The 24,330-nt window shown below is 59.8% G+C and carries 12 protein-coding genes; 10 read left to right on the top strand and 2 right to left on the bottom strand.

Features of this window, described 5'->3' with window-relative positions; genetic code table 11:
* Window positions 1-180: 180 nt before the first annotated feature.
* Window positions 181-2,145 (top strand): metallophosphoesterase, encoded by a 1,965-nt coding sequence (locus MMG91_RS22090; RefSeq protein WP_310660782.1) that lies wholly within the window; start codon window positions 181-183, stop codon window positions 2,143-2,145.
* Window positions 2,146-2,212: 67 nt separating this feature from the next.
* Here MMG91_RS22090 and MMG91_RS22085 read toward each other — a convergent pair whose 3' ends face one another.
* Entirely contained in the window at window positions 2,213-3,778 is a 1,566-nt protein-coding gene (locus MMG91_RS22085) for a carbohydrate porin (RefSeq protein ID WP_310660692.1), read from the bottom strand.
* A 168-nt stretch (window positions 3,779-3,946) separates the two neighbouring features.
* Here MMG91_RS22085 and MMG91_RS22080 point away from each other — a divergent pair, with 168 nt between their 5' ends.
* The 6 genes from MMG91_RS22080 (at window position 3,947) to MMG91_RS22055 (ending at window position 10,778) form a co-directional block, all read left to right on the top strand.
* Window positions 3,947-5,221, top strand: coding sequence for an ABC transporter substrate-binding protein (locus tag MMG91_RS22080; protein ID WP_305445752.1), 1,275 nt, complete (start codon window positions 3,947-3,949; stop codon window positions 5,219-5,221).
* 21 nt (window positions 5,222-5,242) lie between these two features.
* Window positions 5,243-6,205, top strand: coding sequence for a carbohydrate ABC transporter permease (locus MMG91_RS22075; RefSeq protein WP_305502119.1), 963 nt, complete (start codon window positions 5,243-5,245; stop codon window positions 6,203-6,205).
* Window positions 6,202-7,044, top strand: coding sequence for a carbohydrate ABC transporter permease (locus MMG91_RS22070; RefSeq protein WP_310660691.1), 843 nt, complete (start codon window positions 6,202-6,204; stop codon window positions 7,042-7,044). The genes MMG91_RS22075 and MMG91_RS22070 overlap by 4 nt, the downstream gene beginning before the upstream one ends.
* 27 nt (window positions 7,045-7,071) lie before the next feature.
* Entirely contained in the window at window positions 7,072-8,211 is a 1,140-nt protein-coding gene (locus MMG91_RS22065; protein ID WP_310660690.1) for a sn-glycerol-3-phosphate ABC transporter ATP-binding protein UgpC, read from the top strand.
* Entirely contained in the window at window positions 8,208-9,710 is a 1,503-nt protein-coding gene (locus MMG91_RS22060; protein WP_310660689.1) for a glycoside hydrolase family 32 protein, read from the top strand. The genes MMG91_RS22065 and MMG91_RS22060 overlap by 4 nt, the downstream gene beginning before the upstream one ends.
* Before the next feature lie 75 nt (window positions 9,711-9,785).
* Complete coding sequence (locus MMG91_RS22055) at window positions 9,786-10,778, top strand: LacI family DNA-binding transcriptional regulator (RefSeq protein WP_305445757.1); 993 nt, start codon at window positions 9,786-9,788, stop codon at window positions 10,776-10,778.
* 50 nt (window positions 10,779-10,828) lie between these two features.
* Here MMG91_RS22055 and MMG91_RS22050 read toward each other — a convergent pair whose 3' ends face one another.
* Window positions 10,829-11,191: a DUF6124 family protein gene (locus tag MMG91_RS22050; RefSeq protein ID WP_305445758.1), complete on the bottom strand. Its 363-nt coding sequence runs from the start codon at window positions 11,189-11,191 to the stop codon at window positions 10,829-10,831.
* 626 nt (window positions 11,192-11,817) lie between these two features.
* On the opposite strand from MMG91_RS22050, the gene MMG91_RS22045 reads away from it, so the two are divergent.
* The 3 genes from MMG91_RS22045 to MMG91_RS22035 form a co-directional block, all read left to right on the top strand.
* Window positions 11,818-16,149: a DUF5801 repeats-in-toxin domain-containing protein gene (locus MMG91_RS22045; protein WP_310660688.1), complete on the top strand. Its 4,332-nt coding sequence runs from the start codon at window positions 11,818-11,820 to the stop codon at window positions 16,147-16,149.
* Between the two features lie 308 nt (window positions 16,150-16,457).
* Window positions 16,458-19,211 (top strand): DUF5801 repeats-in-toxin domain-containing protein, encoded by a 2,754-nt coding sequence (locus MMG91_RS22040; RefSeq protein ID WP_310660687.1) that lies wholly within the window; start codon window positions 16,458-16,460, stop codon window positions 19,209-19,211.
* Window positions 19,212-19,459: 248 nt separating this feature from the next.
* On the top strand, window positions 19,460-24,330 hold a 4,871-nt coding region (locus MMG91_RS22035), incomplete at its 3' end, for a DUF5801 repeats-in-toxin domain-containing protein (RefSeq protein WP_310660686.1).

The following is a 24,330-nucleotide window of genomic DNA, read 5'->3' as shown; positions in this document are numbered from 1 at the left end:
GCGTGGGACCTGTCTTTCTCATCGGGCCGGTAGAGACAACGTTTTCGGGAGCGATGCACGACAGCCTCTCCTTGAGGCTATGAACCGGCGGCCATCGCATAACTGACCTATTCTGAATCGACCGACAAAAGATCACCCTTTTGAGGTACCTGAACTCGTTACAGCAATGGAGGCTGAATGATGAAGGAGCAATCGATTGAGTTTCGCGCTGGAGAGGCGCCTACGCCGCACTCTGCGCCCCTCGCCATGACCCGTTCCACCCAATCCCCCACGCTCAATAGCCGCATAGAGCTTTATACCCAGGAGGCGATGGTCAATTGGCTAGGCCCGTTGCAGCTAATGCGCACGGGCTTACAAACGGCTGTCGCCACCACGATGGGCGCCTTCGCGGACCCACGCGAGGTGCTGGCCATGCTCAACCCTCGGGACTCTAACCCGCCCATCCAGGTGGCCGCCGACGGTGACGTGTGGATCGACTATCTGGCCGATACCGGCGATGGCTGGGACTCCACCTATTCCATGGCGCTGTGCGTCAGCCATGCTGTCGAGTTGCCGGAACACCAACTCTCGCTGCCGCGCGGCGACGTGCTGCTGCTCGGCGGCGATCAGGTCTATCCCACACCGGCCCGCAACGGCTACCGCACCCGTTTCCTGGATCCCTTCCGCGCCGCATTTCCCGCGCCGGTCCCCAAGGAGCGCCCTGATGACCAGGACCAGCCCGTGCGGCAGCCGGGTGCACCGTGGATAGTGGCGACGCCCGGCAACCACGATTGGTATGACGGTCTGCGCGGTTTCTCCCAACTGTTTTGCGAGCGCAAGCCCATCGGCGCTTGGGAAACCCGCCAACGCACCGGTTACTACGTGCTGCAGTTGCCCAATGGCTGGTGGATCTGGGGACTGGATCTGCAGTTTGAATCCATGATCGACCGGCAGCAAAAGCAATACTTCGAGCAGATGCACGCCAAATTGCAGCCAGGCGATCGCGTGATCCTCTGCACGCCCGAGCCGAGTTGGGTGGATGAAGCCGAACGGCTGGCACGCGAGGAGAGCAAGGCCTTGCCCTCGATCGAAACCCAGACGCCGCGCTTTCGCAGCCTGCGCGAGATCGAGGAACTCTTGGGTGACCACCTCGCGGTGGTCTTGGCCGGGGACTCGCACCACTACGCGCGCTACCAGCCAAAAGCTGGCACCCAGGCGCCGCAGCGCATCACCTGCGGAGGCGGTGGCGCCTTTTTGAATGCCACCCATCAGCTTCCAGATCCGCCCAAGCCGATCAAGGTTGGCGGCACCCGACAGCACTACGAGCTGGCTGCGGTCTACCCGGACAAAAAGACCTCCGAGCAACTGCGTAATCGGGCATGGCGGCTACCCACCCGCAATCTCTCGTTCTGCGGCATGCTGGCCATCTTGTACCTGCTGTTCGACTGGATGGTACAAAGCGCCAGTACGGTGCCCCACCCGGCACGAGGCAACCGCAGCCTGATGGACGTATTGTCTGACCTCCAAGCGTCTATTCCCAACATCAGCGAAGTTTGGCGACACCTGCTCCTGGTCCTGTCACACAGTCCTTCGTCGGTAATGTTCGCCGTGATCATTGTGCTGGGTTGCGCAGTGTTCTCAGCCGCCGGGGTCAAGCGCACCCGCAAGCTCGCCTATGCCATTGGAGCGGCTCACGGGTTACTTCATCTGGGACTGGCGATCGGACTGCTATGGCTGATGGGCCGTGTCAACATCCACTACTTGCAGCTCGAGGTAGAAAACCTGTACCAGGTTTCGTTGTTCCTGGCGGAGACGCTGGTGCTCGGTGGCAGTTTGGGAGGCCTGTTGTTCGGTGCATGGATGGTGATGGGCAACACTTTTTGGGGACTACATAGCGAGGCGGTTTTTTCCTCGCAGTGCATCGCCGACCACAAATGCTTCCTGCGCATGCACTTCAAAGGCGACCAACTCACCCTTTACCCACTCAAGTTGGAAAAGGTCTGCCGGCGCTGGTCCCTGGGATCAGGCGTCGCCAAACTGGCGAAGGTGCAGCGCACCTGGAGGTTGCGGGCAACGCCTGAAAGCACCGGCCCGCGCTTCGTGCCAGCCTCGGGCGCGCTCGAACTGCAACTGATCGAGCCGCCCATCGTGATTCAGCGTGAGTAAAACGCTTTTCGTAGGAGCCAGCGGTGCTGGCTCCTACAGGTAAGGCATGGCGCAGATGAAACAGGTATCAGAACCAGGTTTCCATCTGTATGCCGTATTGCCATACACCACCGGCGTTGAAGTCCGACTTGCCGAAGTTGTCTGTGGAACTGTATCGGTCCAGGTCCGAGGACCAGTTCATGACGCTGGCGAATACGCGCAATTCGGGACGTGTGAGCAGGTCTCCAAAATCAGGCTTGAATGTCGGGGCGATCGTGAATTTCCAGAAGTTACCGTCGACCGCATTACGTTGCATGTAGCCCTTGGGGTCGAGGTCCATGGTTTGCCAGCTCATTTCGTAGGCCATCTCGAAATTGCTGTTGATTTCATTGGCCAACCGCATGTTCAGGGTCATCCAGCGGTAGTCGTCACCCTTGACGTATCTGTCCTTGCTTTGTTCGGCCAGCAAGCTGGGACCGATGCGCCAGCCGGGAGCAATGGGTGTCTCACCATAAAGCGCCAGACGCAGCGCGCGGGCATCGTCGATCAGCTCGCCATCCGAGCCGATATTCTTGACTTCTGCCCCCAGACCTTGCCCATAGAGCAGTGCCGTTTTGAAGAAGCCTTCCCTGCCGAAAAAGTTTTTCTGATGATTGGCCACCATGCTGTGCAAGCCGGAATCCGCAGGCGTCAGCCCCGCCTCGTTGGTGCGAGTGCCAAAATCGTTTTTCTTCGAGCCAATGCCATTGAACATCCACTGCCACTGACCATTATCGAAGAACTGGTTGGAGGTCAGGATGTAGCTTTCCACATCGGCATTGACGCCGCCCTCGCTGAAATCCCCGTAGTTACGCCCGATCAAGGAGTAGTTCGAGCGCCAATCCTTGTTCATCTGCACATCGTAGATACCACCCCCGGTGCCGGCCAGAAAGATGACATCCGAGTCCAGCCAGTGGATATCGAAGTTATCTCTGTCGAATCGCTTGCCGGCCCACAGGGTGGAATTCTCGAACACTGAATTGCCCTTGAAGGCGGCGAGGTGATCGAGTTCGGTAAAGACCTGACGCACGTTCAGGTTGCTTTCTTCGGCCGTCCAGTCATTGGAACTCTCCACACCGTCGGCGATGGACACCGTGAATTTGGAACGGGTGCCGTTCTGCGCATAGATTTCTTTCGACAGGTCTATGCGCATGTAGGTGTCATCTTCGTTGCCGAGTCGCCCGACGGCACCACCGACTGAACCGGCCGGCGTTGTATAAGGGCCGCCACGACCACCACCCAGCCCATCGTTGATTAGCAATCCGGAACGGGCGTAGCCCTTGAAGCTGAAGCCGTCAGTCAGGTGTCCAGCACTGCCCTGCTTTTCCATGCTTTGCTGGCGGGCTTCGAGTTTTGCCAGTCGGGTGTCCAAAGCAGGCGCCGACATGGCTGCTGCAGTGGACGCTGCGGGCTGCAAGGTGGAAGTGGCAAGTTTGATCTGCTGCAATTCCCTGGCGAGTGCCTGGGTTTGCTGTTCGGCTGCGGCTGCGCGTTTTTCCGCTGCGCTGGCACGGGCTTCAAACGCGGCCATGCGTTCTTCCAGAGTCGCTGCGTGAGTGGTCGCCGCCGAGGTGCCGAGCACGCCTGCGAGTAGCCAGCTTGATGCTTTCTGCATGGGGATTTCCTGTGTTGTTTTTATTGTTTTGTCCTGCGACCGACCTTTTCTTTCGTGAGTCGTGATTTGCCAAAATCAACGAAAAAAAGGATGCCTCATCGCAAATACGCTGCTACATTTGGCGATGTTAACGTTAACTTTTCTAAAAACAAAAATAAAGAGGGCTTTATGAAACAGCTCAAATCTCTCCTTCCAGCAGCACTGCTTACCCTTTGTGCCGGGCTTCCATCGCTTTCGAGCGCAGCCGATTTGACGATCTCGTGCGGGGCGGTGGGTGCAGAGTTACAACTCTGCAAAGAGGCCGTGGAGGCGTGGTCGAAACAGACTGGCAACAACGTCGAGGTGGTTTCCACGCCTAACTCGGCGACCGAGAGGTTGTCGTTCTACCAACAGATCCTCAGTGCCCAGTCCAGCGACATCGACATCATTCAAATCGATATGGTGTGGCCAGGAATGCTGGCCAAACATCTGATGGATCTGCGCGAGGTGCTTCCCGCCAACGCGACCCAAGGCTACTTCCAGGCACAGGTGGATAACGCCACAGTGAACGGACGGCTGGTGACGATGCCGTGGTTCACCGACTCGGGTCTGCTGTACTACCGCAAGGACTTGCTCGAGAAGTACAACCAGCAGGTTCCCCAGACCTGGGAGGAAATGACTGCTACCGCGAGGAATATTCAACAGGCCGAGCGCACCGCCGGTAACCCCAATGCGTGGGGCTACATCTTTCAGGGGCGCGCCTACGAGGGCCTGACGTGTAATGCGCTGGAGTGGATCAGCAGCCAACCGGAAGGCGGACTGGTCAATCCACAAGGCGACATCGTGGTCAACAGTCCGGCTTCAAGAACGGCTTTGACCCTGGCGAAAAGTTGGGTGGGCGACATCTCCCCCCGGGGCGTACTCAATTACACCGAGGAAGAAGGACGTGGCGTATTCCAGTCGGGAAATGCGCTGTTCATGCGTAATTGGCCATATGTCTGGGCCTTGGTGCAAAGCCAGGACAGTGCCGTAAAAGACAAGGTCGGGGTCGCGCCCCTGCCCCGCGGCGGCGAGGCTGGCAGCCATGCCTCCACCCTCGGTGGCTGGGGCCTGGCGGTATCGCGTTACAGCGCCCATCCAAAACTTGCCGCAGAGCTGGTGAGCTACCTGACCAGTGCCCAAGAGCAAAAACGTCGTGCCCTGATAGGCGCCTACAACCCGGTTATCGAGTCGCTGTATCAAGACCCCGAACTGCTCGCGGCCATGCCTTATTACGCTCAGCTGCACAGCATTCTCAACGATGGGGTGATGCGCCCCGCTGCCATCACCGCCGATCGCTATCCACGGGTCTCCAATGCGTTCTTCGATCGAGTGCATGGCGTGCTGGCGGGCGAGCTACCGGTCGATCAGGCACTGGCCGAACTGGAAAGCGAACTCACGCGCATCAAACGCCGGAACTGGTAAGCCACAAGGAAGGAAATCACCATGTCTGTCTCTACTACCCATGCCCCTTGTGAGGAGCTGCTGCTCACCAGGGAAACGCCCGTGCAACGTCGTCGAGTGCGCGCCGCCTGGCTGTTTCTGACACCGATGTTGCTGTGTCTGGCCCTGGTGGCGGCCTGGCCGCTACTGCGCACATTCTGGTTCAGCCTGACCGACGCCAACCTGGCGGACACCGGTGGCGGAACCTTCATTGGCTTGAGCAATTACCTGTTCCACAACGGTACCAGCTGGTCGGGCATTCTGGTCGATCCACAATGGTGGAACGCGGTGCGCAACACCTTGCATTTCACCGTGGTGTCGGTGGGACTGGAAGTCGTACTGGGATTGCTGGTGGCGTTGCTGCTCAACATCAAGTTCACCGGCCGCTCTCTGGTGCGTGCGTTGATTCTGATTCCCTGGGCGATTCCGACCATTGTCTCGGCGAAGATCTGGTCATGGATGCTTAACGACCAGTTCGGCATCATCAATCACCTGATGCTGAGCCTCGGCCTGATTGACGCGCCCCTGGCCTGGACGGCAGATGCGGATCTGTCGATGTGGGCGGTGATCATCGTCGACGTCTGGAAGACCGTGCCGTTTGTCACGCTGCTGATGCTGGCGGCCTTGCAGATGTTGCCGAGCGATTGCTACGAAGCCGCCAGGGTTGATGGCATTCATCCGCTGAAGGTGTTCTGGCGTGTCACGCTTCCCCTGCTGATGCCCGCTTTGCTGGTGGCGGCGATCTTTCGCATCCTCGACTCGCTGCGGGTATTCGACGTGATCTATGTGCTGACCTCGAACTCGTCGAGCACCATGAGTATGTCGGTGTATGCCCGCCAGCATCTGGTGGAGTTCCAGGACGTTGGTTATGGCAGCGCGGCCTCGACGCTGTTGTTTCTGGTGGTTGCGGTGATTGCCATGCTTTATCTCTACCTCGGACGCCGTCAACTGGAGGTCCGCTCATGAGCCCGCGCCTACTGAAAAAAGCCCTGTTGCGCCTCGGGTTCTGGTGCTTGATCGGGGTGTTGCTGCTGTATGCGGTCTTCCCTTTCTACTACGCCATCGTGACGTCGCTGAAGCCGTCCAGCGCCTTGTTCGAGGTGAGCTACTGGATCGATAACCCCGACTTCTCCAATTACGCGGCAGTGCTCAATCAAGCCTCATTCCTGCGGGCGATCGGCAACTCGCTGGTGGTTGCGCTGTGCGTGGTCACGCTGGCGCTGTTCCTCAGCCTGACCGCCGCCTATGCCTTGGGCCGGGTGAAGTTTCGTGGGCGTGGCACGGTCTTGATGATGGTCCTTGGCGTGTCGATGTTTCCTCAAGTCGCAGTGCTGTCGGGGTTGTTCGAGGTGATCCGCGCCCTGGGCCTATACAACACGTCCTGGGCGTTGATCCTGAGCTACACGATTTTCACCCTGCCCTTCACCGTCTGGGTGCTGACCACGTTCATGGGGCAACTGCCTCATGAACTGGAAGAAGCGGCAATCATGGATGGCGCCTCACCTTGGGTCACGCTGACCCGCGTGCTGTTGCCGCTGCTCTGGCCCGCACTGGTCACCACTGGCCTGTTGGCTTTCATCGCCGCCTGGAACGAGTTCCTGTTTGCCCTGACCTTCACCCTCACCGACACGCAACGCACGGTGCCGGTCGCCATCGCCTTGATTTCCGGCGGCAGCCCCCATGAGTTGCCTTGGGGGTTGTTGATGGCCGCCTCGGTGCTGGTCACCGTCCCACTGGTGATTCTGGTGCTGATCTTCCAGCGCCGAATCGTTTCCGGTCTCACTGCCGGCGCGTTAAAGGGTTGATGCCCAACAAAGACAAGGAACAGCATCGTGATCAAATTGAAACTGGACAACGTCAACAAACAATTGGGCGGCGCGCGGATTCTTCGCGACGTCAGCCTGGAAATCGCGGCGGGTGAATTCGTGGTGTTCGTCGGCCCTTCGGGCTGCGGAAAATCGACCCTGCTGCGACTGATCGCCGGACTGGATTCGATCTGCGCCGGCGACCTGCTGATCGACGGGCGTCGGGTCAACGACCTGGAGCCGCGCGAACGTGGTGTCGGCATGGTGTTTCAGTCTTATGCGCTGTACCCGCACATGAGCGTCTACGACAACATCAGTTTTGGTCTCAAACTGGCCAAGACGGAAAAGACCAGCCTGCGCGAGCGCGTGCTGAAAACGGCGAAAATCCTGCAATTGGACAAACTGCTGCAGCGCAAGCCAAAGGAGCTGTCTGGCGGGCAGCGTCAGCGTGTGGCCATGGGCAGGGCCATGGCGCGGGAACCGGACATTTTGTTGTTCGATGAGCCGCTTTCCAACCTGGACGCCTCCTTGCGGGTGCAGATGCGCAACGAAATCGCCCGGCTGCATGATCGACTCGGCTCGACCATGATCTACGTCACCCACGATCAGGTTGAAGCGATGACCCTGGCCGACAAAATTGTTGTGCTCAATGGCGGTCGCGTCGAGCAGGTCGGCTCACCGCGCGAACTCTATGAACGCCCGGCCAGCCGTTTTGTCGCCGGTTTTCTCGGTTCGCCCAGAATGAATTTTCTGTCGGCGCGCCTGCAGGCGCCAGGTGAAACCAGCTTGGTCGATACCCTCGTATGGGGCATCACGTCCCTGCCCTTCGACAGCTCGAACCTGGCGGCAGGCACGACGCTGAGCCTGGGGATTCGCCCGGAGCACATGTCGCTCACGGCGGCGGATGGAACCGCCGGCGTCGTCGTGACCGCAGTCGAATACCTGGGCAGCGAAACCTATGTGCACCTCGATACCGGTCACGACGAGCCCATGATCTGTCGTTGCGAGGTCAACGCCGGATGGCAGGCGGGCGATCGGGTCGAGCTGCAGCTGGACTTCGGCAATCTGCACTTGTTCGACGCCGACGGCACGGCCTTGAAGCGCCACGCCATTGAAACCCTGCCCGAGGGCGTCCCTCTGCGCTCGGCACGAGCAAGCGCCCTATGACTGTGTATTTGAATCCCATGAACGACCCAATGTCTTGCGCCCTTGACCTTGCGCAGTGTGCGCTGAGTGACGGCTTGTCTCGCGTCATCCACGATTATCGACCCGGTTATCATCTTGCCCCTCCAGCGGGCTGGATGAACGACCCTAACGGGGTGGTGTACTTTCGTGGCGAATACCACGTGTTCTATCAACACCATCCCTTCGACGCGAAATGGGGCCCTATGTATTGGGGGCATGCCAAGAGTGCCGATCTGGTCCATTGGCAGCATCTACCCATTGCTTTGGCACCCGGTGATGATTTCGACCGCGACGGTTGTTTTTCCGGTAGCGCGGTGGTGTGTGGCGATACCCTGGCACTGATCTACACCGGGCACACCTGGCTGGGGGACGTGGGTGACGAGCGCTCGATCCGCCAAGTCCAGTGCCTGGCCACCAGTACCGACGGTATCCGGTTCATCAAGCATGGCGCCGTCATCGACACCGCACCGCAAGACACGATCATGCACTTTCGCGACCCCAAGGTATGGCAGGAGGATGACGGCTGGTACCTGATTGCCGGCGCACGTCTGGGCAATGTGCCGTTGCTCCCGCTGTACCGTTCCACGGATCTGCACGCCTGGGAGTTCCTCGACTATGTGTCCGGCGGCAGCGCGGGCGACGGCTATATGTGGGAGTGCCCGGATCTGTTCCGACTGAACGGACGCGATGTGCTGCTCTACTCCCCCCAAGGCATGCAACCCGAGGGTTACGAGCGGCTCAACAAGTACCAGACCGGTTATCGAGTGGGCCGACTCGACAGCGAGTGGCACTTCACCGGCGGGCCTTTTATCGAGCTGGATAACGGCCACGATTTCTATGCCGCGCAAACGCTCCTGGCCGCCGATGGTCGGCGCCTTGTGTGGGCGTGGCTCGACATGTGGGAAAGCCCGATGCCGAGCCAGGCCCATCACTGGTGCGGCATGCTCGGTTTGCCGCGCGAACTTGAACTGCATGCAGATCGCCTTTGCGTGTATCCGGCACGGGAGCTCACCGCTCTGCGCATGGCGCCCTTGCCGGGCACGCCCTGGTGGGATGAATCGGGAACCCGGTGCGTGCCGCAAGTGAATGGCGACATGCTCGAAATCCATGTGCATCTGGATTTGCGCGGCTGCACCGACGGCCACTTGGGAATCGCCTTGCGTTGCAGCGACGATGACCATGAAGAAACCCTGCTTTACTACGATGCATTGCTGCAGCGTCTGGTGCTGGACCGCAGCCGCTCGGGAGCGCAAGTCACCGGTCAGCGCAGCGTGTCGATAGACCCGACACAAGGGCGACTGGAACTGCGTGTGTTCCTCGATCGCTCGTCCATCGAGGTGTTCGACGAAAACGGGCGCTTCAGCTTCAGCAGTCGCCTCTATCCGCGGCCCGACAGTCTGGGGGTGAAGCTGTTTGCCAGCGGGAGTGGCGGACGTGTCTCCATTCCCAAGGCATGGCCTCTGGCCTCGGGATGGCTATGAGCAGCGTCATTCGAGTCGCGAGAAGCCCGGGCCCTGTGTCATGATCCTGCGTCAACCTGACCGGCCTCGCCTCGCATGACTTCAGTGAAAGACGTTGCACAGCTGGCCGGCGTGTCCCTGATGACGGTTTCTCGAGCGCTCAATAATCCGGAAAAACTGAGCCCCGAAACCCTTCAGCGGGTGCGTCGCGCCATTGACGAACTGCAATTCGTACCGAGCCTGTCGGCGCGCAAAATGCGCGGCGACAACCTCCAGTCGCGAACCATCGGTGTGTTCGCACTGGACACCGCGACCACACCGTTCGCGGTCGAGCTGCTGCTGTCTATCGAACAGACCGCGCAGCAAGCCGGCTGGAATGTATTTATCCTCAACCTGTTGAGCAACCCGCCCACCGACCAGAACATCGACCTGATGTTGTCGCACCGTCCCGACGGGTTGATCTTCAGCGCCATGGGGTTTCGCCACGTGAGCATTCCCGAGCGTTTGAAGAGCAAACCCCTGGTACTCGCCAATTGCCTGGCAGATGACAGTGACCTGGTCAGTTATGTGCCAGACGACGAAACGGGGCAGTATCGAGCGGTACATCATGCGTTGAGCCAAGGCTATCGGCGCCCGCTGTGTATCAATCTGCCCAAACAGAGTCTGGCCTGGGGGCTGCGGCAAAAAGGCCTGCAGCGTGCCTGTCAGGCATTCGGCCTGGCGCCTGACGCACTCCTGCAATACGACCTTTCCGATCATGATGCCTATGGTGAAACCGCAGCCATCCTCGACCGGCACATTACTGAGGGTCGCCCCGAGTTCGACATTCTGATCTGTGGCAACGACCGGATTGCCTTTTGTGCCTATCAGCTGCTTTTGGGCCGTGGCCTGAAAATTCCCGACGATGTCGCCGTGCTCGGCTACGACAACATGATCGGCATCGCCGAACTGTTCCTCCCGCCGCTGACCACGGTGCAACTGCCGTACTACGAGATCGGTCGCAATGCGGCCCGGCACCTGATCGAGGCCCTGGAGGTCTCGGGAGCCCAGCCGGTTGATTGTCCATTGGTGGTCAGAACGTCGTTGTGAGCCATCAAAACCCTTTACCGAGGGCAAGCTCTCGGTAAAGGGCTGAGTGATTACTTGGGTGGAACGAAGTTATCCAGCATTCGATTCACCGCCAATTCCCCCAGCATGATGACCTGCTGAAGCGCCAGCAGTGTATTGCGGTGGGTGCCCTCCACCAATGCAGCGAGGTCGCTGGCCATGACACTGGCCGACGCCAGGTTCTCGCACGTTTGAACCAGCAAGGCTTCATGGCCGACATCCGGCGCAACCATGTACATGGTGCTGGGTTTGCGTGGGGTGTTGTTCATGATCGCCGCCGGGTTGAGGTAGAAATCGAGGGCGCGCTCGGCGGCTTCGTTGAGTTTTTTCGAGTCGAGGGATTCGTACGGGGATGCCGGATCGGTGTCCGGTGGGTTGGGCGTAACTTTGAACATAGCAGAAACTCCGATGCTTCTTAAAAGGAGCCAACACCATCTCGCTACCAAACGGAGGGTGGTGGCCATACGAAGGTTGGTAGACCGGGCATCGGAACCGGCGCTCCCGAAGGAGCCCTGCGCATGGCCACCATAAAACGCAGCCTTAAGAAAGGACCGCCGATGGTGACGCTATGCGTCGATGCTGAGGGTCTACCAAACCCGATCGCTGTTATTCAGCGACAGGGAAACGATAGAGCCCGGGCCATCGGCGCACAAGCCGGCGGATTCTGGCTTAACCGTAGGCAACGGCGCAAGGTCTTGTAGCCCTTCGGGAAGTAACACGGAGTGTCTTTAAACACGCATCGTTAAACGCGAGAAGACTGCTCCGCCAGGGACGGTTACAGAGCTATACGCGCCTGTTCGTTGACCGCTTATTCGTTAGGATTTATCTCAGGCCTGAACAATTTACAAACGGAATATGACACTCCCTCCTTCGCGCCGTTCCATCTCCCCCTCCCAAGTAGTCTGAAACTCCCAGCCCACTTGGGAGTATCGGTCGATGCGCAATACCCGGCGTTTATCCATAGTTGCGACCAAAGGTCAACGGTCAGGCCTAGATGACCGCAACTGCCCAGGAAAAAGTCATGACTATTGAGCAAGATTCCTTGATTACGGCCAACGCTTTGAGCGTCGTGGCCACCGGTGAGGACGTTTCGCTGGACGAAACGACCGGGTTGCAGAACGCCACCGCCACGCCAGCCCCTGCGGGAGACGCTGACGACAACGACATTCTGGTGGCGTCCCTGAACTCAACTTTCGCTGCCCGTTTGACCGCACTGGGTGCAGGTACCGCAACGGCTGCGGCCTTGAGTGGCTATACCGGTGCCGCTGACAACACAGGCAGCAATGCGTTCACCGTCAGTCTTGACCCCGGAGCAGGCATTACCGATCTCAGCTTCGTCGACAATAACGGCGCACCGCTCAATGGCCTGGACAGTGGTCTGGATACCCTCGATGGCACCAGCATCCTTCTCTATACGGATACGAACAACAACATCCTTCTGGGCCGAGCCGGGGGCCCAACCGGCGCGATCGTGTTCGCTGCCTATATTGAAGAAACCGGATCGCCGGTCACGGGCGGCAAAATCTGGATGGTGGAGTACCAACCGCTCAAGCATACAGATACTACGAGCGCCGATGATTCGCTCAATCTGCTGAATAAGGTTTTTATCGGAGCCACTCAGGACGCGAATTTCAGCCTGGCTGGGGCGCCGTCGGGTCAGCAGTTGTTCCTTATGTTCACGACCGAGGGCGCGACGGCCGATGTGAACGGCCGGATTCCCGGTGTCTCGATCATTGTCACCGGCAAGAATCCGCTGGATCAGTCGGCAAGCAGCGCTGCCATCACCAGCGCCGACACGGTCAATAGCAGCCAGGGCGGCGGTAACACGACCCTGGGCACCAACAACCAGGCGATCACCGAACAGGAAGGCCTGCGCTTCAGCTTCGTCTCCGGTGCCAGGGCGGACGTCACGATCCCCAACCTGAGCCCAGGCGAAGCGGGTATCGAAGCGAACATCGACTTCACCCAGTACTTCGGCGCCCGCGCTGCGACCTTCCAGGTCGTGCAGGAGACGGGCGGCACGACCGCGAAGATTTTGCTCACTGCCTTCAAGAACGCCGACAACGTCAACGGGTCGCAGAGCGGCGTCAACTTCATCAACAGCTACGCCAACGACGACGGTGAAAAGGTCGCGATCACCAACGGCAGTGTCACCGTGAAAACGTTCGCGGGCGTCACTATCAGCACCGCCGTCATCACCTACAACGCCGACGGCACGGTGCTGATCACCGGCATTCCGACCGACGCGCAGATCACCTACGGCACGGCGACCGACCACAACCGCGTGCTGATCGAGAACGCCGGGTTGCTGACCGCCAAGAACAGCGACAAGACACACGCCGACTTCGACATCGGCGGCTTCAAGGTGCTGCAGACCAGCACGTCATCCACCGAAATCGGCTCCAAGATGATCTTCGACGACGACGGGCCAAGCGCGGATGTGGCTGATGGCGGTGGCGCGGTGACGATCGACGAGACGGCCGGCAATCAGGATAACGACAGCGACTTGGCGGCGGTTCTGGCGCTGTTCGACACAGAAGTGGTGAACAAGGGCACGGACCTGAATCCAGCGGAGTTCGCGATCAGCACCACGCCTTTGGCCAGCACGACGCTCAGCAGCTTTGGCCAGGACGCGGCGGGTGGGACGAAAGTGCTGTCGCTGGCGATTGTAGGCGGTGACGGTACCGACTCGCTGCTCAACACCACTGATGGCAAGGACATCAAGTTGTTCAAGGAAGGCAATCTGATTGTCGGCCGCTATGACGTGGCCAATGGCACGGTCACGATCGACGATCCGGCGGCGTTCGCGATTGCGTTGCAGCAGGACGGCAACGTGGCGGTGGCGCAATATGTTTCGCTCACGCACCCCACCGCCGGCAGCACGCCGGCAGACCATGACGACCGGGTCGATCTGACCGGCCTGATCAACGCAGTGGTGACAGTGACCGACGGCGACGGCGACACCAGCACCGACAGCGTCGGCATCGGCGACGACATCAACTTCGACGACGACGGGCCCAGCGCGGACGTGGCCGATGGCGGCGGCGTGGTGACGATCGACGAAACGGCCGGCAACCAGGATAACGACAGCGATGCGGCGGCGGTTCTGGCGTTGTTCGACACGGAAGTGGTGAACAAGGGCACGGACTTGAATCCAACGGAGTTCGCGATCAGCACCACGCCGTTGGCCAGTACGACACTCAGCAGCTTTGGTCAGGACCAAGAGGGTGCGACAAAAGTGCTGTCGCTGGAGATTGTGGGCGGTGACGGCACCGACTCGCTGCTCAACACCACTGATGGCAAGGACATCAAGCTGTTCAAGGAAGGCGATCTGATTGTCGGCCGCTATGACGTGGCCAATGGCACGGTCACGATAGACGATCCGGCGGCGTTCGCGATTGCGCTGCTGCAAGACGGCAACGTGGCGGTGGCGCAGTATGTCTCGCTCACGCACCCCACCGCCGGCAGTACGGCGGCGGCCCATGACGACCAGGTCGATCTGGCCGGCCTGATCAACGCCGTGGTGATGGTGACTGACGGCGACGGCGACACCAGCACCGACAGCGTCGGCATCGGCAACGACATCAATTTCGACGACGATGGACCGGCGGTGTCAGCCAACAACACGGTGCTGCTCGACGACGATGCACTCACGGGTGGCAATTCGGGCGGCACGGGCGACGATGCAGACGCGGCTAACACAAGCGGCACTCTAGGCCACGACTTTGGTCAGGACGGGGCCGGCACGGTGGCCTTTCTCACCAGCGGAGCGCCCACAGGCTTCACCTATGTGGCCGATGGCACCAATCTGTTGGTCAAGCAGGGCACGACCACTGTGCTGACGCTGACGATGGTCGCGGCAACGGGCGCCTACACGGTGACGCAAAACAACCCGATCCTCCATGCGGCAGGCCTGACCGAGAACAACCAGGCGTTCACCATCAACTACCGGGTGACCGATGGTGATGGCGATACGGCCGATGGCACGCTGGGAATCAACGTCGACGACGATACGCCCGTTATAGGGACAGCCCCTGTGCAGGATGTCGATCCCGATTTGGGTGCGACGTCATGGACCTTTTCGGGTGACTTCGCCTACTCGATAGGTGCGGACAAGCGCGGGCCGACCTACTCTTCGGCAGCGGACAGTGATTTTGCCGCACTCGCCCTCTCTGGTACGGCGAACGATGTTGCGATCGTTGATCCAACAGTCACCTGGGATTCAGAGAATCTCGACGCTGCCACGTTTAACGTGTCGTTCAAATACGATCACGATCGCAATGCTGGCACCGATCCTGAACTGGTGGAAGGCACGCTGGTGTTTGACAAAGCCAATGACACCTATACGTTCGAGATGGATGCGCTGCAAGGGAAGCAAGACGTCACACTGGGCGAAGGCACTGGATACGAAACGTATGACGTGGATGGTATGGAGCCTTCCAGTGGCCCATCACCTGTGGCCACTGGGAAGCTTGGGGAAGGTTTCTTCATCCAGATCACGGGCTTCGAGGCACCACTTACTGCCGGCGGCAATAATGTTGTGACGGCGGGTGAGCTTGTGAGCGGCACGCAGGCCCCTGTAACCTTGTCCAGCACTGCTCTGGGCGTCTCCGGAAATACGATCCAGGCAGGTGAAGCGGCCAACATCAATTTCTTCCAGACTGATCCGAAAGGAAATCTGGGCGCCACCAATTACAGTTACGCGACCGATTTCTTTATCAAGTTCGATGGATACGAGACTGAAAGCGATGATCTTTTGCTTATAGTCAGTCTTGTTGATGCAAATGATTCCTCCATCACTACAACACGTGCCATCTACGTCGACCAAGGCGATGTGTACGAGAACGATACGAACAACTCCGATCTTGTTGGAACCAAGTACGAGGCCCTTATCCTCAACGACCCAGCCGATCCGAACGACCCGTTCCTGGACAATAATGATGCTCTGTTGATTGTTGAAAGCAATGACTACAACATTCAGACCGGTGATAACTGGCTCATCAAGGGTATTCAGATTCTTTCGAATGATGCTGGCCTTACGGGCAGCGCGATAAATCTGAATCGCAATGTCGGTGACGATGGCGCAAGCAGCACTTCCGCACAGCCGGTCAGTGGTCTCGTCGGGCCTGGAAACACGATTGCGGAGGATACGAGTACGAATCCGCTGAAGATCATCGATGCTGGTTTCTCCACCACCACGACTACACCAGCGACCCTTGATCTAACGCTGGATTTCAAGGTCGTCGATGCAGATAGCGATTTCACCGATGTCCAGACGATTGACATCGAAAATCCTGTCGTGGTCGAACTGGTGGGAGTAACTAACCTGGCACCGACAGATCTCGTGCTTTGATCACTAAGGAAGTCTGAAAACCGCTGCAGGTACACGGCCTGGCTCCCGCAAGGGGCCAGGCCGTTTTTTATTGGGCCACTGCGGTCCCTGAGCCAAGGCCGGACGAGCCTTGCGGCATGTCCTCATTCACAAACGGAATAGGCGGCACCGTTCCTTCACGCCCTCGTGCTGTTCCCCCATCCAAGTAGTCTGAAACTCCCATTCCGCTTGGGAGTATCGGCCGATGCGCAATCCCCGGCCCATGCCCATAGTTCGGGCAATGGTCAACGGTCAGGCCTCGATGACCGCAATTGCTCGGGAGAAAAATCATGGCTATTGGAATCACCGGCGTGAACGTTTCGCTGGACGAAACGGCCGGATTGCAGAACGCAACCGCCACGCCAGCCCCTGCGGGAGACGCTGACGACAATGACATTCTGGTGGCGTCCCTGCCCTCGGCCTTCGCTACCCGTTTGACCGCACTTGGCGCAGGTACCGCAACAGGTGCAGCCTTGAGTGGCTATACCGGTGCCGTGGGCAACACGGGCAGTGATGCGTTCACCATTACCCCTGACCCCGGAGCCAGCATTACCGATATCAGCTTCGTCGACAGCGCTGGCGCCCCCCTCAATGGCCTGGACAGCGGACTGGACACCCTCGATGGCACCAGCATCCTTCTTTATACGGACACGAATAACAACATCCTTCTGGGCCGAGCCGGGAGCGCAACCGGCGCGATCGTGTTCGCGGCCTATATCGAAGAAACCGGATCGCCGGCCACCGGCGGCAAGATCTGGACCGTGGAGTACCAACCGCTCAAGCATCCAGATGCTACGAACCCCGATGATTCGCTCAATTTGCTGAATAAGGTGTTCGTCGGAACCAGTCAGGACCTGGAATTCAGCCTGGCCGGTGCACCCTCCGGTCAGAACCTCTTCCTGATGTTCACGACGGCGAACCCGACAGTTGTCGACGTCGGTGGTGTCTTGCGGATCACGGATCCCACCATCATCGCCACCGGCAAGGACCCCGCAGACCAGTCAAGTGGCGTCAATATAAACACTGGCGACACGATCAATACCAGCCAGGCGGGGGGCCCGACTACCTTCGGCACCAACAGCCAGATGATTACGGAACAGGAAGGCATCCGTTATTCGTTCGTCACGGGGGCCAGGCAGGATGTGACCATTCCCAACCTGGATCAGAACGAAGCAGATGTTGAAGCCAACATCGACTTTACCGCCGTCTTCAATGCGAGGATGGCCAATTTTGACGTCGTGCAGTTGCAAAGCGGTAAGAGTGCTGTGGTAAAAATCAGCGCATTCAGCACCACTGCTGAACCTGGCGTGAATTTCATCAACGGCTATGCGAACGATACGCCGGTTGCCATCACCAATGTTCGCGTCTTCAACATCAGCACCGGGCTGGTGATCGAGAATTCAGACGGCTCGGTAAATGATCCGACCATTACCATCAGCTTTGATGCTAATGGGGTTGCAACCATCACCGGCGTTAAAGCCGGCTACCAGATTGAATACACCACAACGGCTGATCACAACCGCGTGCTCGTCGAGAACGGGGCGGCCCTCGACGCCAGGGGCAATACCCACGCCGATTTTGATATCGGTGGTTTCACGCTGCTCCAAACTGCTGTTACGACCGCCGAAATCGGCTCCAGGATGATCTTCGAGGATGACGGCCCTGCACTCGCCTTTGGCAACCTGATCGGCACCGGTAGCGTCCTGCCACAAACCGGGTATTGGAGTCATTCGGCTGGCGCCGACGGGCTGGATGCGAACGGTCTGGATATCTCGGTGAATAACCCGTTCACCCTCGTCAGGCCAGACAACACCACCACGACCGGGACCGCCACACTCACCGAGCAGTCGCCCTCACCGGACGGCAATGGCGCGTACCAATTCGCCGGGACGTTGACCGCCGATTTCGACAACAACGCCGCCACGGCGGATACCACCATCGACTACACGTTGAGCGCCTATGCCGATGGCAGCTATGTACTGGATCTGGTGCAAGGTTTCAGTTCGACGGTTGTGCTCAGCAGTGCCGATGGCTCGCTCGGTGCCGGCGGCCCGGATCCAGTGCGCACATTGCTGATTCCAGAGCAGGATCCGCCGACTATTCCTTCGCCATCTGAGGAGATTGTCTTTTTTGGTGTAAACGCAACCACTTCCTCAAGCGACATCTTTTCCGCCATTGGGCTGGGAGCGCCCGACCTCACCGAAGCGCAGGTAGAAGCCGGCGGCTTTGCATTCCTCGGCACCGCGAACATGAACGTCAGCACGTCCGGCATCGGTATTGGCAACAACAACCTGGATGGAAACACAATACCAGGCATCAATGGCGCTGACCCCAATGACTCCAAATCCGTGGGTGACGAGAGTTTCGTCATCAACCCCGAGACGTTGTTGACGGGCATGAAAGTGTTCATCGACAACTCGGTGCAGGGGTACAACCCGGCAACGGAAGAGTTGTATTACACGATCTTCTACGCGGACGGCACCACTTCGGGTTCGCCGACGAAGGTTCTTGCCGCTGATCTGACCTCGGAGGCCGGGGGACAGACGTCCTTCGTCATCGAGAGAGAGGGCTCCAAGCTCATTGACGCGGTTCAGCTCACGATGGGCCTGGGCACGATCAAGATCCCGGTGATCCAGTTCATTCAGGAGACCGAAAGCCTGGCCAGTGATATCCAGCTGACGTTCAACGCGACGGTGACGGACAGGGATGGGGACTCGGCGACGAGTACGTTTGACGCCAACCTGTTCGCCAACGACTTGACCGGCACCTTCGACTACACGCTGGTGGGTACGGGCGGTGAGCGCGATGCCTTCAACGTCGATTTGTCATTCGATGAGGACCAGTACCAGGTCACCGGCTTCGATGCGAACGCAAACCTGCGAGACACCCTGGTGCTCAACGGCGACCAGAACGCCGCTGTCCAGATTGACACCAGCGGCGCAGACAGCATCGTGACGGTTACCGAAACGGGCGGACAAATCACGACCATCACCTTGGTCGGGGTTGATGTTCTGAGTAGCGACATTGTTTATGGCAGCGCCTGAGGCGTCGCGCGCGTAAAAGGATGCGAGGGTGGCACAAGCCTCCCTCGCATTTTTTTGCAGTTCCAACAGGCGATCCGCACGCTCGCATCAACCTGAGCACCCTGCGGCAGACCACCAACGAGGACGACTAGGCCGAAACTCCCATCCCGCTTGGGAGTATCGGCCAATGTGCAATTCCCGGCGCTTGGTCATAGTTGTAGAGGTCAATGGTCAGACCTCAATGACCGCAATTGCTCGGGAGAAAAATCATGGCTATTGCAATCACCGGCGAGGACCTTGTGCTAGACGAAACGGCCGGGTTGCAGAACGCAACCGCCACTCCAACCCCTGCAGGAGACGCTGACGATAACGACATTCTAGTAGCATCTCTACCCTCGACCTTCTCCACCCGTTTGACCGCACTTGGAGCAGGCACCGCAACAGGTGCGGCCTTGAGTGGTTATACCGGTGCCGCGGGCAACACGGGCAGCGAGGCGTTCACCATCACCGGCGGCGGAAGCATTACCGATATCCGCTTCGTCGACAGCGCTGGCGCCCCCCTTAATGGCGTGGACAGCGGACTGGACACCCTCGATGGCACCAGCATCCTTCTCTATACGGACACGAACAACAACATCCTTCTGGGTCGAGCCGGGGGCGCAGATGGCGCGATCGTGTTCGCGGCCTACATTGAAGAAACCGGATCACCGGTCACCGGCGGCAAGATCTGGACCGTGGAGTACCAACCACTCAAGCACCCCGATACAACGAACCCCGATGATTCGCTCAACCTGCTGGATAAGGTGTTCATTGGCGCCACTCAGGACCTGGAATTCAGTCTGGCCGGTGCGCCCTCCGGTCAGAACCTGTTCCTGATGTTCACGAAATTGAACCCGGCCACTGAAACGGTCGATGGTATCGTGCGGATCACCGATCCCACCATCATCGCCACCGGCAAGGACCCCGCTGACCAGTCAAGCGGCGCCAACATAAACACTGGCGACAGGATCAATACCAGCCAGGGGGGTGGCCCGACCACCATTGGCACCAACAGCCAGATGATTACGGAACAGGAAGGCATCCGCTTTTCATTCGTCACCGGTGCCAGGCAGAACGTAACCATTCCCAACCTTAGTCAGACCGAAGCAGATGTTGAGTCCAACATCGACTTTACCAGCGTCTACAATACGACCTCGGCCAATTTCGATGTCGTGCAGCTGCAAAGCGGCAAGAGTGCTGTGGTAAAAATCAGCGCATTCAGTACCGCTGCTGAACCTGGCGTGAACTTCATCAACGGTTATACGAACGATACGCCGGTTGCCATCACCAGTGTTCGCGTCATCAACAATAGCACCGGACTGGTGATCGAGAATTCAGACGGATCGGTGAATGATCCGACCATTAACATCAGCTTTTCTGGTGGGGTTGCAACCATCACCGGCGTGTTGGCCGGCTACCAGATTGAATACACCACAACGTCGGACCACAACCGCGTGCTCATCGAGAACGGGGCGGCAGTCGACGCCAGGGGCAATGACCACGCCGATTTTGATATCGGCGGCTTCACGCTGAGCCAGGCCTCTACTACGATCGCCGAAATCGGCTCCAGGATGATCTTCGAGGACGACGGACCGAGCATCAGCGCCACCGGCACCGAGCCGGCGCTGACAGTGGATGAAACGGTACTGGCAACCGATGCCACCCAGAACTTTGCCGCCAACTTCAACTCGGCGTTTGGCGCTGATGGCGCCGGCACGCAGACCTATGCGCTGGGCGTGGTGGCGGGTGCCTCCGGGCTGACCGATACGGCCACCGGTGAGGCGGTGAACCTGTCGCTCAACGGCACCGTGGTCGAAGGACGCACGGCCACCACCAACCTGCTGGTGTTCACGGTCAGCGTCGCCGCCAATGGTGACGTCACGCTCGACCAGATCCGGGCGGTGGTGCATCCCGATCCCACCAATCCGGATGATTCGACCAGCCTGAGCTCGGACGATCTGGTCACCCTCACGGCGACCATCACCGATGGCGACGGTGACAGTGTCCAGGCGACGCTCAACATCGGGCAGAACCTGGTGTTCAAGGATGACGGGCCGAGCATCAGCGCCTCCGGTGCGGAACCAACGCTGACGGTGGATGAAACCGTACTGGCGACCGACGCCACCCAGAACTTCGCCGCCAACTTCACTTCGGCGTTTGGCGCTGACGGTGCGGGTACCCAGACCTATGCGCTGGGCGTGGTGGCGGGTGCCTCCGGGCTGACCGATACGGCCACCGGTGAGGCGGTGAACCTGTCGCTTAACGGCACCGTGGTCGAAGGACGCACGGCCACCACCAACCTGCTGGTGTTCACGGTCAGCGTCGCCGCCAATGGTGACGTCACGCTCGACCAGATCCGGGCGGTGGTGCATCCCGATCCCACCAATCCGGATGATTCGACCAGCCTGAGCTCGGACGATCTGGTCACCCTCACGGCGACCATCACCGATGGCGACGGTGACAGTGTCCAGGCGACGCTCAACATCGGGCAGAACCTGGTGTTCAAGGATGACGGGCCGAGCATCAGCGCCTCCGGTGCGGAACCAACGCTGACGGTGGATGAAACCGTACTGGCGACCGACGCCACCCAGAACTTCGCCGCCAACTTCACTTCGGCGTTTGGCGCTGACGGTGCGGGTACCCAGACCTATGCGCTGGGCGTGGTGGCGGGTGCCTCCGGGCTGACCGATACGGCCACCGGTGAGGCGGTGAACCTGTCGCTCAACGGCACCGTGGTCGAAGGACGCACGGCCACCACCAACCTGCTGGTGTTCACGGTCAGCGTCGCCGCCAATGGTGACGTCACGCTCGACCAGATCCGCGCCGTGGTGCATCCCGATCCCAACAATCCTGATGATTCGACGAGCCTGAGCTCGGACGAGCTGGTGACACTGACGGCGACCATCACCGACAAGGACGGCGACAGTGCCCAGGCCACCCTCAACATCGGGCAAAACCTGGTGTTCAAGGATGACGGGCCGAGCATCAGCGCCTCCGGTGCGGAACCAACGCTGACGGTAGACGAAACGGTGCTGGCGACCGACGCCACGCAGAACTTCGCCGCCAACTTCACTTCGGCGTTTGGCGCTGATGGTGCGGGTACCCAGACCTATGCGCTGGGCGTGGTGGCGGGTGCCTCCGGGCTGACCGATACGGCCACCGGTGAGGCGGTCAACCTGTCGCTTAACGGCACCGTGGTCGAAGGACGCACGGCCACCACCAACCTGCTGGTGTTCACGGTCAGCGTCGCCGCCAATGGTGACGTCACGCTCGACCAGATCCGCGCCGTGGTGCATCCCGATCCCAACAATCCTGATGATTCGACGAGCCTGAGCTCGGACGAGCTGGTGACACTGACGGCGACCATCACCGACAAGGACGGCGACAGTGCCCAGGCCACCCTCAACATCGGGCAAAACCTGGTGTTCAAGGATGACGGGCCGAGCATCAGCGCCTCCGGTGCGGAACCAACGCTGACGGTGGATGAAACCGTATTGGCGACTGACGATACCCAGAGCTTTACCGCCAACTTCACTTCGGCGTTTGGCGCTGATGGTGCGGGTACCCAGACCTATGCGCTGGGCGTGGTGGCGGGTGCCTCCGGGCTGACCGACACGGCCACGGGCGAGGCGGTGAATCTGTCGCTCAACGGCGCGGTAGTCGAAGGACGGACGGCCACGACCAACCTGCTGGTGTTCACGGTCAGCGTCGCCGCCAATGGTGACGTCACCCTCGACCAGCAGCGCGCCGTGGTGCATCCCGATCCCACCAATCCTGATGATTCGACCAGCCTGAGCTCCGACGAGCTGGTGACCCTGACGGCGACCATCACCGACAAGGACGGCGACAGCGCCCAGGCCACCCTCAACATCGGGCAGAACCTGGTGTTCAAGGATGACGGGCCGAGCATCAGCGCTTCCGGTGCGGAACCAACGCTGACGGTGGATGAAACCGTACTCGCGACTGACGATACCCAGAGCTTTACCGCCAACTTCACTTCGGCGTTTGGCGCTGACGGTGCGGGTACCCAGACCTACGCACTGGGCGTGGTGGCGGGTGCCTCCGGGCTGACCGACACCGCCACCGGTGAGGCGGTGAATCTGTCGCTCAACGGCACCGTGGTCGAAGGACGCACGGCCACCACCAATCTGCTGGTGTTCACGGTCAGCGTCGCCGCCAATGGTGACGTCACCCTCGATCAGCAGCGCGCCGTGGTGCATCCCGATCCAACCAATCCGGATGATTCGACCAGCCTGACCTCCGACGAGCTGGTGACACTGACGGCGACCATCACCGACAAGGACGGCGACAGCGCCCAGGCCACCCTCAACATCGGGCAGAACCTGGTGTTCAAGGATGACGGACCCAGCATCAGCGCTTCCGGTGCGGAACCAACGCTGACGGTGGATGAAACCGTATTGGCGACTGACGATACCCAGAGCTTTACCGCCAACTTCACTTCGGCGTTTTGCGCATATGGCGCGGGCACGCTGACCAATTCGCTGGGCGTGGTGCCGGGAGCATCCGGGCTGACGGATAACGGCACCGGTGAGGCAGTGAATCTGTCGCTCAACGGCACCGGGGTCGAAGGACGGACGGCCACGACCAACCTGCTGGTGTTCACGGTCAGCGTCGCCGCCAACGGTGACGTCACGCTCGACCAGCAGCGCGCGGTGGTGCATCCCGATCCGACCAATCCTGATGATTCGACGAGCCTGACCTCGGACGAGCTGGTGACACTGACGGCGACCATCACCGACAAGGACGGCGATAGCGTTCAGGCGACGCTCAACATCGGGCAGAACCTGGTGTTCAAGGACGACGGGCCGAGCATCAGCGCCTCCGGTGCGGAACCAACGCTGACGGTGGATGAAACCGTATTGGCGACTGACGATACCCAGAGCTTTACCGCCAACTTCACTTCGGCGTTTGGCGCTGATGGTGCGGGTACCCAGACCTATGCGCTGGGCGTGGTGGCGGGTGCCTCCGGGCTGACCGACACGGCCACCGGTGAGGCGGTCAACCTGTCGCTCAACGGCACCGTGGTCGAAGGACGGACAGCCACCACCAACCTGCTGGTGTTCACGGTCAGCGTCGCCGC

It is taken from the genome of Pseudomonas sp. JL3 (assembly GCF_031570575.1).
GTDB lineage: Bacteria > Pseudomonadota > Gammaproteobacteria > Pseudomonadales > Pseudomonadaceae > Aquipseudomonas > Aquipseudomonas cucumis.
The sequence above is the reverse complement of the archived record's forward strand: the minus strand, read 5'-3'. Positions and strand labels throughout refer to the sequence as shown.

What these genes read in the sequence shown, in the direction of transcription:
- MMG91_RS22090 (WP_310660782.1), top strand. Translation starts at nt 181, where the DNA reads ATGAAGGAGCAATCGATTGAGTTTCGCGCTGGAGAGGCGCCTACGCCG.
- MMG91_RS22085 (WP_310660692.1), bottom strand. Translation starts at nt 3,778, where the DNA reads ATGCAGAAAGCATCAAGCTGGCTACTCGCAGGCGTGCTCGGCACCTCG.
- MMG91_RS22080 (WP_305445752.1), top strand. Translation starts at nt 3,947, where the DNA reads ATGAAACAGCTCAAATCTCTCCTTCCAGCAGCACTGCTTACCCTTTGT.
- MMG91_RS22075 (WP_305502119.1), top strand. Translation starts at nt 5,243, where the DNA reads ATGTCTGTCTCTACTACCCATGCCCCTTGTGAGGAGCTGCTGCTCACC.
- MMG91_RS22070 (WP_310660691.1), top strand. Translation starts at nt 6,202, where the DNA reads ATGAGCCCGCGCCTACTGAAAAAAGCCCTGTTGCGCCTCGGGTTCTGG.
- MMG91_RS22060 (WP_310660689.1), top strand. Translation starts at nt 8,208, where the DNA reads ATGACTGTGTATTTGAATCCCATGAACGACCCAATGTCTTGCGCCCTT.
- MMG91_RS22055 (WP_305445757.1), top strand. Translation starts at nt 9,786, where the DNA reads ATGACTTCAGTGAAAGACGTTGCACAGCTGGCCGGCGTGTCCCTGATG.
- MMG91_RS22050 (WP_305445758.1), bottom strand. Translation starts at nt 11,191, where the DNA reads ATGTTCAAAGTTACGCCCAACCCACCGGACACCGATCCGGCATCCCCG.
- MMG91_RS22045 (WP_310660688.1), top strand. Translation starts at nt 11,818, where the DNA reads ATGACTATTGAGCAAGATTCCTTGATTACGGCCAACGCTTTGAGCGTC.
- MMG91_RS22040 (WP_310660687.1), top strand. Translation starts at nt 16,458, where the DNA reads ATGGCTATTGGAATCACCGGCGTGAACGTTTCGCTGGACGAAACGGCC.